12 protein-coding genes are annotated in these 13,269 nt (G+C 42.3%); 3 read left to right on the top strand and 9 right to left on the bottom strand.

Features of this window, described 5'->3' with window-relative positions; genetic code table 11:
• Positions 1-99 precede the first annotated feature (99 nt).
• On the top strand, positions 100-3,282 hold the full coding sequence (locus tag ACM0OY_RS15550; RefSeq protein ID WP_414569735.1) for an efflux RND transporter permease subunit: 3,183 nt from the start codon (positions 100-102) through the stop codon (positions 3,280-3,282).
• A 63-nt stretch (positions 3,283-3,345) separates the two neighbouring features.
• Here the strand turns inward: ACM0OY_RS15550 and ACM0OY_RS15545 are convergent, their stop codons facing one another.
• Positions 3,346-3,744, bottom strand: coding sequence for a hypothetical protein (locus ACM0OY_RS15545; protein ID WP_414569743.1), 399 nt, complete (start codon positions 3,742-3,744; stop codon positions 3,346-3,348).
• Positions 3,745-3,802: 58 nt separating this feature from the next.
• Between ACM0OY_RS15545 and ACM0OY_RS15540 the strand changes: the two genes are divergently transcribed.
• Both ACM0OY_RS15540 and ACM0OY_RS15535 read left to right on the top strand, forming a co-directional pair.
• Complete coding sequence (locus tag ACM0OY_RS15540) at positions 3,803-3,925, top strand: membrane protein (protein ID WP_035139556.1); 123 nt, start codon at positions 3,803-3,805, stop codon at positions 3,923-3,925.
• 304 nt (positions 3,926-4,229) lie between these two features.
• Positions 4,230-5,900, top strand: coding sequence for an MBL fold metallo-hydrolase (locus ACM0OY_RS15535; protein ID WP_414569734.1), 1,671 nt, complete (start codon positions 4,230-4,232; stop codon positions 5,898-5,900).
• Between the two features lie 154 nt (positions 5,901-6,054).
• On the opposite strand, the gene ACM0OY_RS15530 is transcribed toward ACM0OY_RS15535, so the two are convergent.
• The 8 genes from ACM0OY_RS15530 to ACM0OY_RS15495 form a co-directional block, all read right to left on the bottom strand.
• Complete coding sequence (locus tag ACM0OY_RS15530; protein ID WP_414569733.1) at positions 6,055-6,366, bottom strand: DUF6679 family protein; 312 nt, start codon at positions 6,364-6,366, stop codon at positions 6,055-6,057.
• A gap of 678 nt (positions 6,367-7,044) precedes the next feature.
• Positions 7,045-7,263, bottom strand: coding sequence for a hypothetical protein (locus ACM0OY_RS15525; protein ID WP_414569732.1), 219 nt, complete (start codon positions 7,261-7,263; stop codon positions 7,045-7,047).
• A 304-nt stretch (positions 7,264-7,567) separates the two neighbouring features.
• Positions 7,568-8,356 carry a Nif3-like dinuclear metal center hexameric protein gene (locus tag ACM0OY_RS15520; protein WP_414569742.1) on the bottom strand — a complete coding sequence of 263 codons (789 nt, stop codon included), beginning with the start codon at positions 8,354-8,356 and terminating at the stop codon, positions 7,568-7,570.
• A gap of 34 nt (positions 8,357-8,390) precedes the next feature.
• On the bottom strand, positions 8,391-9,140 hold the full coding sequence (locus ACM0OY_RS15515; RefSeq protein WP_414569731.1) for a hypothetical protein: 750 nt from the start codon (positions 9,138-9,140) through the stop codon (positions 8,391-8,393).
• 273 nt (positions 9,141-9,413) lie between these two features.
• Positions 9,414-9,827 (bottom strand): secondary thiamine-phosphate synthase enzyme YjbQ, encoded by a 414-nt coding sequence (locus ACM0OY_RS15510; RefSeq protein ID WP_414569730.1) that lies wholly within the window; start codon positions 9,825-9,827, stop codon positions 9,414-9,416.
• Between the two features lie 339 nt (positions 9,828-10,166).
• Positions 10,167-10,691 carry a hypothetical protein gene (locus tag ACM0OY_RS15505; protein ID WP_414569729.1) on the bottom strand — a complete coding sequence of 175 codons (525 nt, stop codon included), beginning with the start codon at positions 10,689-10,691 and terminating at the stop codon, positions 10,167-10,169.
• Between the two features lie 200 nt (positions 10,692-10,891).
• On the bottom strand, positions 10,892-11,974 hold the full coding sequence (locus ACM0OY_RS15500) for a glycosyl transferase (RefSeq protein ID WP_414569728.1): 1,083 nt from the start codon (positions 11,972-11,974) through the stop codon (positions 10,892-10,894).
• Between the two features lie 87 nt (positions 11,975-12,061).
• Positions 12,062-13,255 carry an aminotransferase class V-fold PLP-dependent enzyme gene (locus ACM0OY_RS15495; protein WP_414569727.1) on the bottom strand — a complete coding sequence of 398 codons (1,194 nt, stop codon included), beginning with the start codon at positions 13,253-13,255 and terminating at the stop codon, positions 12,062-12,064.
• Positions 13,256-13,269 lie beyond the last annotated feature (14 nt).

Raw genomic sequence — 13,269 nt, 5'->3', positions numbered from 1 at the left:
ACATTTTATCAGTTTTACGCTCCGGTTTTTTCTGAGTTTGTGAGAAATCCGGGCTAATGACTAATGACTGATCCAAAATCTAAAATCTAAAATTTCCTAATGTCTTTTAATATTTCTGCTTGGTCGATCAAAAAACCTGTTCCGACGATAGTTTTATTTTTAATTTTGACGGTATTGGGCTGGTTTTCCTTCATGTCTTTAGGGATTGATACGAACCCAAATATTGATGTGCCAGCAGTTTTGGTAAAAGTCACTCAACCGGGTGCAGGGCCGACAGAACTAGAATCCCAGGTGACGAAAAAAATCGAAGATGCTGTTGCTGGCTTGGGCAATATCGATAATATGATTTCCAAGGTCAGTGATGGCAATTCTCAGACGACAATCAATTTTATTTTGGGTACAGATAGCGATCGTGCCACTAATGATGTCCGCAATGCGATCGCTCAAATTCGCCAAGATTTACCCCAAGACATCAATGACCCAATTGTAGAACGCCTAGAATTTTCCGGCGGCCCAATCGTTACCTACGCCGTTAAATCAGACCGCCGTTCCGTAGAAGAATTAAGCAACCTCGTAGACCAAACTATTAGCCGCGCCTTATTAGGAGTTCCTGGTGTAGCGCAAATTCAGCGTATCGGCGGAGTTGACCGAGAAATTCGCGTTAACCTCAACCCTGACCGCTTACAATCTCTAGGTATCACTGCCACCCAAGTAAACGACCAAATTCGCACTTTAAATATTAACTTACCTGGCGGACGTGCCGAAATCGGTGGTAGCGAACAAAGTATTCGCACCCTTGGAAGTGCTGCCAATGTGGATATTTTGAAAACCTACGAAATCCTCTTACCAGCAGGTGGTTCTGTACCTTTATCCAGCTTGGGAACCGTAGAAGATAAATTTGGCGATGTTCGCCAAGCTGCCTATTTAAACAATCAACCCGTAGTAGCTTTTCAGGTGTTGCGTAGTACTGGCAGCGTCCTGGTGACCGTGGAACAAGGAGTAAAAGCAGCAGTTAAACAACTGGAAAAAACACTCCCCGCAGATGTCAAACTGGATTTAATTTTTACGAGAGCGGATGTTGTCCGTCAATCCTACCAAAGTACCATTGATGAATTAATTCAAGCTTCGGTGCTGGCTGTCATCGTTATTTTAGTATTTTTACGTGACTGGCGAGCAACATTAATTACTGCCGTTGCCTTGCCTTTATCAATGATTCCCACCTTTGCAGTGCAGCAGGCTCTTGGTTACACCCTCAACAACATGACTTTGTTGGCATTAGCCCTGGCAGTGGGCAATTTAGTTGATGATGCTGTGGTGGAAATTGAAAACATGGAACGACACATGGCCATGGGTAAATCAGCTTGGGAAGCTGCTTTTGACTCTTCTGATGAAGTGGGATTGGCAGTAGTCGCAAGTGCAGCGACGATTATTGCTGTGTTTCTGCCCGTTGCTTTTATGGGCGGGATTCCAGGGCAATTTTTTCAACCATTCGGCGTTACCGTTGCCGTTTCCACAATTTTCTCAACTCTTGTAGCGCGGATGATTACGCCAATGATGGGGGCGTATCTGTTGCAGGATAAGCAGGGAAGTGGGGAGTGGGGAGTAGGGAGTAGGGGAGCAGGGGAAGCAGGGGAGCAGGGGAGCAGGGGAGCAGGGGGAGTAATAAAATTCTTTAATTTCAAATTTACAGTTCCTGGTAGCAAGAATGACAGCAGAAAACTCACAACTGTAAAGCGTCGGCGTTTTCAACCTTATAAATCGCTTCTCCAGTGGGCGTTACGCCATAGATTGACAACAATGGCGATCGCCTTAGCTTTTTTCATTGCCAGTGTAATGCTGGTTCCTTTGATTCCCAAAGGTTTCGTTGATGATGGTGACTTCGGAATTTCCAACGTCACTATAGAACTACCTCCTGGTTCCACTTTGGCAGATGTTAACAAAGTAGCAACACAAGCCACTGACCTGATCCGCCAAAACCCAGTTGTTGAAGGCGTACTAGCAACCCAAGAAATAAATTCTGCAACCCTGACCATTAATCTTAAACCCAGAGAAGAAAGAGATATCTCTCAACAACAGTTTGAGGAACAAGTACGCCCTTTATTTGAGCAAATACCAGGAGCAAGAATTAGTTTTCAAAGTCAGTCACCAGGTGACAGTCGCAAAGCTTTATCAATTGTCCTCAGAAGTGAAAATCCCGAAGCATTGAATCAAGCTGCTGATGCCCTAGAAAAGCAGATGCGAACTATATCGGGGTTGGTGGAAGTTTCGTCAACTGCGAGTCTAGTCAAACCAGAAATTTTAGTAATTCCTAACCCGCAACGGGCAGCAGATTTAGGAGTGACAGTGCAAGCGATCGCTCGGACTGCTTCTCTTGGTACTATTGGCGACAATGATGCCAATTTAGCAAAATTTAATTTGAGCGATCGGCAAATCCCCATTCGCGTGCAAATCGACCCCGAAGCACGGGCTGACATCAATACAATCACAAATCTCCAAGTCCCCAGCCAAAATGGTAAATTAGTTCCTCTAGTAGCAGTGGCAGATATTCGCTTTGGTAGCGGCCCTGCTACCATCAACCGCTACGATCGCTCCCGTCAAGTTGCTGTAGAAGCGAACCTACAAGGCATTTCTTTAGGAAAAGCAGTAGAAACAATCAACAAACTACCTGCAATGCAAAACTTACCGCCAGGAGTAGTACAGCAACCTTCAGGCAGTGCCAAAATTATGCAAGACATTTTCAGTCGTTTTGGCAGCGCGTTGGGACTGGCATTAATGTCTATCTATGCAATTCTGGTGCTGCTGTATAACAACTTTCTCCATCCATTATCGATTATGGCAGCTTTACCCTTTTGTTTAGGCGGCACATTGGTAGCGTTGATGGTTGCCCAAAAACCTTTGGGAATATATGCCTTAATTGGTGTCGTGTTGCTGTTAGGAATTGTCACCAAAAACTCGATTTTGTTAGTAGATTACACAATCATCAACATGCAGGAAGGCAAAAACCAACGTCAGGCACTCGTAGAAGCTGGCGTGTCACGTCTGCGCCCAATAATCATGACTTCCCTGGCAACCATCGCAGGTACTCTGCCTTTAGCATTAGGAATTGGTGCCGGTTCTGAAGTCCGTCAACCAATGGGAATTGCCATTTTGGGCGGTTTCACAACTTCGACTCTGTTGACACTAGTTGTAGTGCCAGTGATATTTAGCTACATTGACAACTTCCAAACTTGGATTATGGATACACTGCGCTATGGCTTTGGCAAGAAACCATCGCGCCAATAACGCCCACCAAAGACCCGATAAATCACTGTTTCTAGCTATGGGCAGCAGTTTGATAGTTTATGATTACGTCAAAACAGCTGGTAAGAAAACTCCAGGGTTAAAAACCCTTGCTGAATAATTAGGCGATCGCTTCGCTTTAAAGTTAGCAATTAAGGAAGGTAATACCAATTCAAAATTAAGAAAGCTAGACAGAACAAGGGTTTGGGAGTATGTATCTGTCCTATTCTTTAAATTGGTATAAGTTGGCGAAATTTGGAGTTCGGATACGGCAGGAAAGTGAGTATGCGACGGTTTGTCGTTTTTCCATTGAGCAGATTCTAGATGAAGATTTTTACGGACTGTAGGTTTACATCTAAAGGATGGACAGGTTGACCGAAAAGTTCTACAATCTGAACTGATTGCGGTAATTTTACCTATTGCCCAATCCAGATATGCATAGTAAAGATTTTCTAGTGATTCCATTTGATTGTGGAAGCACTAAATTAATATAGGAAAGTCTTGAATAAAGGACAGCAAACAAATGGATGTCAAGCTGATTCTAGCTGGTTTAACAGTTATATTTACGGTTTCGTGTCTATTTTTTGGCACGAAAAACGGATTCTATGACTCAGATAACTATCACGGCAATGGTTCGGCGCATTAAGAGAAATTTGTAGACGCTGGGGCAACTTTCCGTAGGGTAAGTTGGCTAAGAGCGCTCATAACTTTCACAGGGAAAACAGGCAAGAGGCAAGACTCCTTTAGCTCCTAGTTTGGTAGCTCTCTCGTTATCCAACTTTTCCGAACTAGTGCGGGTTCGGTAGAGGCGTCCTCCCCAATCAAAAATCCGTATTCTCAGGGTGTAGGGGCGCATGATAAAACTTACCCCTAAGTCACAAAACCAAAATTTCTGCAATTTTTGGGTTTTGGGATATGTCCATGACGATGAGGTTTGAGGGGAGGAGAGCATGAGGGATAATCTGTCGGCATCCTCTCGCGTAGATGCTGGGGAAGCGGGTAGTGAATTAGAATGTTTGCCCTATAGTGTTCAGCATCACGATGAGGGCGTTTGTTTATTAGTGAAGATGGGACCACACCGCATCCTGTTGGACTGTGGTTTGGAAGATATCTCATCACTGGCAAGGGGGCTGAGCAAGTCGGTACGTGGAGCGAGTCCGCCCCTACCAGCAGATTTAGTTTTAATTAGTCACGCCCACCCAGATCACGCCAGAGGCTTACTGGCGCTGCACAAAGCTTTTCCCAAGTTACCCATTTATGGTAGCGAAGTAACCAGCAAGTTACTGCCACTGAATTGGCAAGATCAAGACCCCCAAAATATCTCTCAATTTTGTCATGCTTTGCCGTTGCGATCGCCTGTGGAATTCCAAGAAGGTCTGGTGGCAGAATTATATCCCGCAGGGCATCTACCAGGGGCAGTGGCAATTCTCCTCACCTACACTACCCAACAGCGTAGTTACAAGCTACTGTATACAGGGGATTTTTTCTTATCGAACTCCCGCTTGGTAGAAGGTTTGCGTTTAGAGGAACTACGGGGCTTAGACTTGGATGTGCTGATCATTGAAGGCACTTATGGCACATCCCGCCATCCCCACCGCCGTAACCAAGAAAATCAATTAGCAGAGCGAATTAATAGAGCGATCGCTGACCATTGTTCTGTAATCCTCCCCACCCCGGCTTTAGGGCTTGGTCAAGAACTGCTAATGCTTTTGCGCTCTCATCACCACTTCACTGGACGAGATTTAGATATTTGGGTAGATGGTGCCGTTGCCACTGGCTGTGACGCGTACCTAGAATTGCTGCCCCACCTCCCCCCATCAGTACAGAACTTTGCCCGCCATCAACCTTTGTTTTGGGACGAACGGGTGCGTCCTCGCGTGCGTCGTTTGCACCCAGAAGAACGTGCCACTGTTGGCAAGTCACCCTGTATTGTCCTAACTGACTCTACGGCTGATTTGGGCGAACACTGCCAACCCAATACCGGTCCTTGGCTGATTCTCGTACCGGAAAAAATTGATATAAAACTCAATAAAAAATATTTAGCACCCACCACTGTCGAAAGCTACCTCCTAGCTCAGCATAGTGATGGCCCTGGGACTACACAGCTAATTCATAATTTGCGACCCCAGCATGTGATTTTTGTCCACGGTTCTCCTGCCTACTTAGCCGACCTCACAAGCTTAGAGGAGTTACAAAACCGCTATCATATACATTCTCCAGCGGCTGAGACTTTGGTGGAACTGCCTATTGGCGATACGTTCTTGCAACCCGCAGCCCCAGAGACGAATTACGAAGGCGAACTGACGGAGTTAGGAACAGTAGTTACAATCACCCTACCCGATGCCATCACAGCCGATCCTCGTTGGCAAGAGTTTGCCGATACTGGCTTAATCGAGGCTCGTTGGCAAGGGGAAGAACTAGTATTACGGGGATTATCTCAAAGAGAACTGCTCAATCAAAATAGCGATCGCTATACATGGACAGATGTAGACTGTTGTGGTACTTGCCGACATCAAAGGGGGCAGCGGTGTTGGAATCCAGCTTCCCCATTATATAACTTTAAGGTAACTTTAGAAGGTTACTGTCCTGCTTTTGAGCGGTTAAATGATAGTCAATCATAGTCAATAGTCATTTGTCCTTTGTCCTGTTTTACAAAGTTACGCTCCAAGGAAGCCTTGGCTTTTGACTTTGCGCTTTGTCATTGTGTCTTTGCGAATAATTAATGACCAATGACTAATGACTAATGACCAATGACTAATGACCAATGACCAATGACTAATCCGGATTAGAGTCAGTGTAACGATTGCGGATGCGTTCAGCCTCGGGACAATCCTCTGTCAGGAGAGGTTCCACATTTCCGCGTGGCACGGAAGCCAATTTTTGCGTTACAGCACCAATGCTCTCGAGGCGAACCATTTCTTCCCAAGAACAAACTTCGTCCTCTTCTTCTGTTTCATAGCGTAGGGTTACTAAATCACCCTCTATATCTATGATGCGGGCGCGTTCAATCCAGCGTTGCTGGTCCCGCAAGAAAACACATACCTCCCGCCCGTCGCAACACAGTTGATAAATCTTGCGGTGTAGCATGTACTGCTTCTGCCTTTTTAAACAACGTAGTTAAACCTGTCAAAATCTGGGTTTGACCCCATTAGATTACACCTTTAAGAGATTAATTTCACAGTTGAGAACAAGTACGCCTCGTGACCAAATCTCAAGATTTGCTTGTAGTTGTCACAATCTGGGGAGATTTTGGGTCATCAACCAATGGTTGCTTTACTAATGAACTCAATCTCTTTCGGGCTGAATTTTAGGGAATGTTTGCTTCATAGAAGTCGAACAAGTCAATATTTCTCCTCACAAGGTTAATATTTGCTGGTGAGTCCTTTCTAGCATTATGTAATAAAAAATACTGAGAAACAAGCGTTGATTGCGGTTGTTTAATTTGCCTACTTGTAGTCATTGGCATTACTATGAAGTCCGGGGACTGTGCTTTACTTTTACCCCTGTGTATTTGATCTTAACTCATTCTCTTGCTGACCTTGATGATTTTCAAAAACAACACACAAAGAGTTTTGAGTTTTTCAAGTTTTTGCTTGAACAAGAGGATCAAGGAGATGCAAAAGAGGACACGGGGACAAGGTGACAAGGAGAGAAGTGTAAGGCCGGCTTGGAGCGAACATAACTTAGGAGGAAAGACTTGTTGCAATTTTTCCTTTTGTCTGTTGTCTTCTTATCCCCGTGTCTTTGACTTGCCTTGTATTAGTATCAACAAGATTTGTACGGTAGGGGTAATTCCATTAGCACATTGGACGAGGATGCTTCTCGTTTAATTTGACCTGTGCGAACTGCATCATATAAAGCTGCGAGGGCTGACAAATCCTCTGACTGATAGCATTTAGTAGTCAGCACTTGATGGAGTAAACCTTCAGATTCAACACTAAGATATCCAGTTTGGAAAGCAGATTCAACAATTGTGCGAATCATCTTGATTAGGCCAGAGTAAGCGATTTATAACGTCTAGTGTGGAATATTTCCCTCTGCTGCTAATTGACATGGAACATTAATAATATGTGATTATCATTACAAGTGTCCAGTGATTTATATCACAAGAATGATTGATAATATAAGTTTTTGGCGCATTTACCTATGTAATATAGGCGCATAGATAAATACAACAATTTTCAGTACCTTGGCTATGTAGCATCAAGGAATGATTGAGCATTTAAGAATATTAAAATATAGTAAAACTTTTAGGCAAGCATCCAAAATAATAGTTAAAACATAGACATCAAGCAAAAAAGTGGCGGAAATCCTCATCTTTTTGGCTCAATTGCACCCAGTCTAGGTTCAAGGACTGGAATTTTTGCACCAAGCGATCGCAAGCAGGACGTTCGGTAGCATAATGTCCAGCGTCAATTAAAATGAGATTGCGATCGCGGCTTTCCTGAAACTGATGAAATTTGCAGTCAGAAGTTAGGTAGGCTTGGGCACCAGCTTTGCTAACTGCTGAAATGAAACTAGCTCCCGAACCACCCAAAACGGCAACTCGTGAAATTGTTTGCTGTAAATTAGCTGTTGGTGAAAAAATTAAATTCGGTGGAGCAAGTCGGATTTGAATTGCTTTGAGTAATTCCTGTAGTGTCATCGATGGCTGTAGGCAACCAACACGACCATATCCTAATCCTGGTTGTGTGGGTAGTATGGGAGTAACTTGTTTAAGTTCTAAGATTTGAGCCAAGACATCAGCAGTACCATCCTCTACTTGGTCAAAATTCGTATGGGCGCTGTAAATACCAATATTGTGGGTAAAGGCTAAGCGTGCCATTTCTGCGATCGCCTCACCATTACGTAAGCACTTGGGTGGTGTAAAAATGAGAGGATGATGGGCAAAAATTAGATTAGCATTAACAGCGATTGCTTCGTGCATAACTGCCAGAGTTGGTGTCAAACACACCAATACTCGTACCCTTTCCTGCAACACTCCTGGCTCAATCTGCCAGCCACAATTATCCCAGCTTTCACACCAAGCGGGATTTGCCCATGCTTCAAACCAAGTAATTAAATCAGCAATTTTCATCATTAATTTTTCAGTTGTAATTTCTCATTACTAATCAGTGTTTCTGTGGTTGAATATCTAATTTTAATGCTATTTGCTGACGCATTTCTTGGAAAGGTTTATTCCATACAGGCTTAGCATTCCAGTTCCACACTGCTACGGGAATTAGTTGTTTCTCAGCAAGATAAGTTAGCAGGCGGTATTCATCTTCTGGTTCTCGAGAAAAGGAGAATGGATTGCGGTAGCCTGTCTCACACAGTTTATAAGAAGTGATTTGACCGTGACTAATACGTTGTATCAGTTCCTTACCTTTAGTAAGTAAATAATCAAAAAAAACTAAGCTAAAAGGCTCTATATGGGCACGAGCTTCGGGGTCTTTTTGTACCCATCTTGCCCAATCAAATCCATATAGAAAGTCGTGGACATAGCGAAAGCGAATTTCTGTGTTAATTCCGAACATCTCTGTCAGGGAAACCATCTTTTCACAAAAAGTCTTTAAAAAAGAAACAGCACCTTCATCTGCTACTAAAGCCTGTCTCAACATACTACTTACTAGAAAATCAAAATCCCAGAATATGTTTTCTGGAAAATTTTGCAACTGACTATCAACTATACATGCCAAACTTTCTTGAAGGGTTGTGATGATTTGGATGTCAGTGCTTTGTTCAGCAATCAAATTTCCTAATTCTGTAAAACTGGTAATTATTTTTTTTTGGGGATTAAGTGACAAAAGATTAACTGAGTGCTGGGCAAGTATTTTATCAAGAAGTTGGAAAGTATGAGTCGGTCTTAGTTCTTGCTTCATAGTAATTGAAATAGCCCAGTCAGCTGACAATAAGTATTAGTTTATATGGAAATAAACTAATTATTAAAAAAATATAAACAAACTTAATTTTTCATTTACAAACTGATACATACAATTTTCTCAGTATGTATATGGTTAAATTGTCATGAAGATCTTTCGCCAAAAAGGCGTTCAAGTGAGGTTAAAAATATTCTATCCAAAGGCTAGCCAGTAACAACAGAGTATTTAAACTCTATAAAGCTACACCTTAAATAAATTAAATTTTAAAAATTGCTATTCAGAAATGTGGACAACTAATTCCCTTGAATGACTGCGCTGGCGGTGTTCCCAAATATAAATTCCCTGCCAAGTTCCCAGTACCAGATGACCACGATTGATGGGGATATGTTCAGAAGTGTGGGTGAGAGCTGTACGGATGTGTGCGGGCATGTCATCGGCGCCTTCTGCATCGTGAATATATTTAGCTGATTCTGGCACTAGTTTTGCCATAAAATTAGCTAGATCGACAAGAACATCAGGATCGGCGTTTTCTTGGATGACTAAGCTGGCTGAAGTGTGGCGTAAAAATAAAGTGCAAAGACCAGTTTCAACGCCCGACTCTGCAACGATCGCTTCAATTTTATTAGTGATATTGTAAAAAGATTTGCCAGTCGTGGTAATTCTTAGTAACTTTTGGTAGTGACTCATCTGGAAGATTGTTATTGATGTTAGTAAAAGCTAATTAGCAGTTCAATGTGCTGGCTGGGTTTAGTTGTTCGCCGTTGAATTATAGCTAGACAAATTAGATAGGTATAGGAAAAATGCGCTTGAACAACTCAAATATTGACGGATAATGTTTATTATTTGATTGCTCTGATGTATTTGCTCCCTTATTTCGCCAAGGAGAACCAAAGCGATTCCATGGAAGGATAGGTGTGTTAGGAAGATTCTGAGACAAAACTGTAATGTTATCTAGATCTGCCTTTGGCAAAGACAAGGACTCTTTTAAGTATTCTGTAGGAGATTTTGTACAATCTTGGTTCTTGCTCATAGTTTTTGAAGATAAGGAATGAAATAAACCTTTACTTGATGTAACAAGGCAACCATAGCAAGTCCGCTGGTTACAAAATTTGCATATTTTAATGCTTGAGAAATATCATTTACTATCTCTTGATTTATATTATAAGTCTCTTTCCAGTTTGCTATCATCTTTACCTGGTATTCCTGAGGTGAATCATGCCAATAATTCTCCGGAAATGTGGATTTTATTTTATCAGTACTGATATTGAGGTTCGGACTGATAGTCCATGTACGTGGTAATACAGCCCGGATTAATAACGTAAAATTGATCAAAAATAACAATAGTTCTACTATGCTGAAGGTACTGAAGGTAGTAAGTAGTTTAGATATCGTTACAAAGCTTAGCAGTGCAGTGTTTACGAAAAATAAGATGTTTACCTGGCTGATTAACATTTGACGTTCTTCTTTTTGTTTTTCTAGCACTCGAAGCACATCTTGAACAACTAATTTCAAAGTTTTCTCAGGGATATTTGGATTGTCCATTGATTCCATTATTAACCCTCTGCTCACTTGAAGTAGATAAAATCTCAAATCATTATCGCCACATAATTTGACCCATTGATTTGCTTTTAGAGGTTGAGGTGAGTTGGCGATCGCTAATTCCCTTACAAACTCAGAGTTTCATTCTTTAGCCTTGATTATTCTGTCACCAGAGTGACGGAAGAGGGTTTATTTATCTTGTTTTAATAACTTTAATTTGACTGGAAATAATTAATAACAGCCTGAGCGACCGCTTCATTACCATCCTTAGCAATTGGTTGGGATTGCTTTGGCGGTTGGGGTAACTCACGCAGAAAATCCCAAGTTCCTGCAAAAAATTCAGCAGGGGTAACGATTTGATGTTGGTTGTAATTACTTACACCTTCTAATAAAAAACTTGCTTCAGCAAAGTCTTCACGGGGAATAGTAACAATCGGTAGTTGTAATTTTGTCGCTTCAGCAAAAGTACTGTAACCAGGTTTGGAAACCACTCGCCCACAAATGGGCATAAAATCTACAGGGCGGTATTTACGGTCATTAATTTTGACTAAATTTGGTAAATCCGGGGCAGATTGATCGAAAATAATGAATTGCCAATCTGAAAATTCTCGCACGTTATTATAGGGAATTTGCTGTAAACCCAAACCACCAAAAGTCAATAAAATAGTTTTTTCCACTGGTGTAGTTATCCCCCAAAGAGAGCGTAAATCATCAAGAGAATAACCGGGAGAACCGCCTGTTAAGCCAATATCTGTGATATTGTTAAAAGCTTGCATTGATTCATGGAAAGGGAGACGAAACAGGCGATCGCACTTTGAATACCAATCACTGATCCAGTCTGCAACTGGGATAAATTCACCTCCCCAATCTCGATATATCAAGTCCCAGCCAAAGTTACTAATCATCCAGCAGGGAATGTTTGCAGCATTAGCAAACCCAGAAGCCAGAAAGGGAACATCTGCCAAGATGAGATTCACGCGATTTTGACGGATAAAATTGACTTCTGAGGCAATTAAGGAATTTTGATGCTTTTTAATATCCAGCAACTTTTCTAAAGTCGCTGCTTTATCCATTGTCAAACTATCCGCTTGCACCACACCCAAATCAAATGCACGGGGACGATAGATAAAATCGCCTTCTATGTAGCACTCTAACAACCAGCGTGGTGCAGTGGTCACCATAATTAGCAGAACTTCTGGACATGACTTTTGAATTGTCGCAGCTACAGAAGCCATGCGGGTGGCATGACCAAATCCGTGATTAGTGATGGCTAAATATAAAATTGGACGTTCCATTTTGAAGTGGGGAGTGGGGAGTGGGGAGTGGGGAGTGGGGAGTTAAAAGTTTGTAATTTTTATTTATTAACTTCTAACTCTTAAGTCTTAATTACTTTTGCAAAAACTTTGAATTGCCTCAAATAATTGGTCGATTTCTGATTCTAAAGTAAAGTAATGGACAGTAACGCGGATACAGCTAGGGTCGGCAATTGTGCGAGTTAATATTTTTTGTGACTCTAAAAATTCCACTAATTTGAGATGAGCTTGGGGCTGATTATTTGTAAGCTGAAAAGAGACTATACCGCTTTGGGGTGGAGAAGTTCCCAGACATTTAACATCAGCTAACGCCGCTAACTGTCGCCAGAGATAGTCACTGTTATGACAAATTTGTTCGTAACGTTCCTGTGGGGTTCCCCATTGCTGATGGATAGCGATCGCCTCCCGTAAACCGACATACAAAGGATAAGCTACTGTAGAGACTTCATATCGTCGCCCATCTGGAAGCCAATCCACAGGCTGAGATTGACTATCGACAACAATACCATTCAAGCCAATAAACGTAGGTTTGAGGCTTTCTCGCGCTTCTGGTCGCACATACAAACCGCCTGCACCAGCAGGGCCACATAACCATTTGTGACCAGTAAAAGCATAAAAATCTACTCCCAATTCAGTCAAGTTTAAAGGCAACAAACCAGCAGATTGGGCAGCATCTATTAACAGTGCAGAATGATTGTTTCTGCATACTTCGGCAATTTTATCCAGAGGTAAAACTTGACCCGTATTCCAGAAAACATGACTCAATATTACTAGGCGGGTATTGGGGCGTAAATGTTGGCTAATGACTTTTAGGGGGTCGCCTTCATTTAAAGTTGCCTTTAGAGGACAGGTAGTAACTTCTACAGAGAACCGCCTGCTGATTTCTTGAGCTGTAGCAATCACGCCTGGGTGTTCGCAATCTGAGAGCAGTATATGGTCGCCAGCACGCCATTCCAGACCCCACATAGCGATATTACAGCCAACAGTGACATTTTGAGTCAGGGTTATTGTATCAGTTGGGATCTGGAACTCGGAAGCGATCGCAACTCTAGCAGCTTGCACTTGTGGTCTTATCCAGCGATATGCCTCATTACCAAAAGGGCCTATATGCTGAAGATGAGTTTGAGTTTGAGCCATCGCATCCATCGCCCCCAGAGGCATCGGCCCTTGTCCTCCATAATTAAAATAAGTCTTATTTGCTAAAGCGGGAAATTGCTCTCGATGGCGATTTAACCTGGTTTGTGCAACAGAACTAGTGGTCATGGCAATTTTGGATT

It is taken from the genome of Nostoc sp. CCY 9925 (genome assembly GCF_963920935.1).
Lineage (GTDB): Bacteria > Cyanobacteriota > Cyanobacteriia > Cyanobacteriales > Nostocaceae > Nostoc.
The sequence above is the reverse complement of the archived record's forward strand: the minus strand, read 5'-3'. Positions and strand labels throughout refer to the sequence as shown.

What these genes read in the sequence shown, in the direction of transcription:
- ACM0OY_RS15520 (WP_414569742.1), bottom strand. Translation starts at nt 8,356, where the DNA reads ATGAAAATTGCTGATTTAATTACTTGGTTTGAAGCATGGGCAAATCCC.
- ACM0OY_RS15540 (WP_035139556.1), top strand. Translation starts at nt 3,803, where the DNA reads ATGGATGTCAAGCTGATTCTAGCTGGTTTAACAGTTATATTTACGGTT.
- ACM0OY_RS15510 (WP_414569730.1), bottom strand. Translation starts at nt 9,827, where the DNA reads ATGAGTCACTACCAAAAGTTACTAAGAATTACCACGACTGGCAAATCT.
- ACM0OY_RS15515 (WP_414569731.1), bottom strand. Translation starts at nt 9,140, where the DNA reads ATGAAGCAAGAACTAAGACCGACTCATACTTTCCAACTTCTTGATAAA.
- ACM0OY_RS15535 (WP_414569734.1), top strand. Translation starts at nt 4,230, where the DNA reads ATGAGGGATAATCTGTCGGCATCCTCTCGCGTAGATGCTGGGGAAGCG.
- ACM0OY_RS15530 (WP_414569733.1), bottom strand. Translation starts at nt 6,366, where the DNA reads ATGCTACACCGCAAGATTTATCAACTGTGTTGCGACGGGCGGGAGGTA.
- ACM0OY_RS15505 (WP_414569729.1), bottom strand. Translation starts at nt 10,691, where the DNA reads ATGGAATCAATGGACAATCCAAATATCCCTGAGAAAACTTTGAAATTA.
- ACM0OY_RS15545 (WP_414569743.1), bottom strand. Translation starts at nt 3,744, where the DNA reads ATGGAATCACTAGAAAATCTTTACTATGCATATCTGGATTGGGCAATA.
- ACM0OY_RS15495 (WP_414569727.1), bottom strand. Translation starts at nt 13,255, where the DNA reads ATGACCACTAGTTCTGTTGCACAAACCAGGTTAAATCGCCATCGAGAG.
- ACM0OY_RS15500 (WP_414569728.1), bottom strand. Translation starts at nt 11,974, where the DNA reads ATGGAACGTCCAATTTTATATTTAGCCATCACTAATCACGGATTTGGT.
- ACM0OY_RS15525 (WP_414569732.1), bottom strand. Translation starts at nt 7,263, where the DNA reads ATGATTCGCACAATTGTTGAATCTGCTTTCCAAACTGGATATCTTAGT.
- ACM0OY_RS15550 (WP_414569735.1), top strand. Translation starts at nt 100, where the DNA reads ATGTCTTTTAATATTTCTGCTTGGTCGATCAAAAAACCTGTTCCGACG.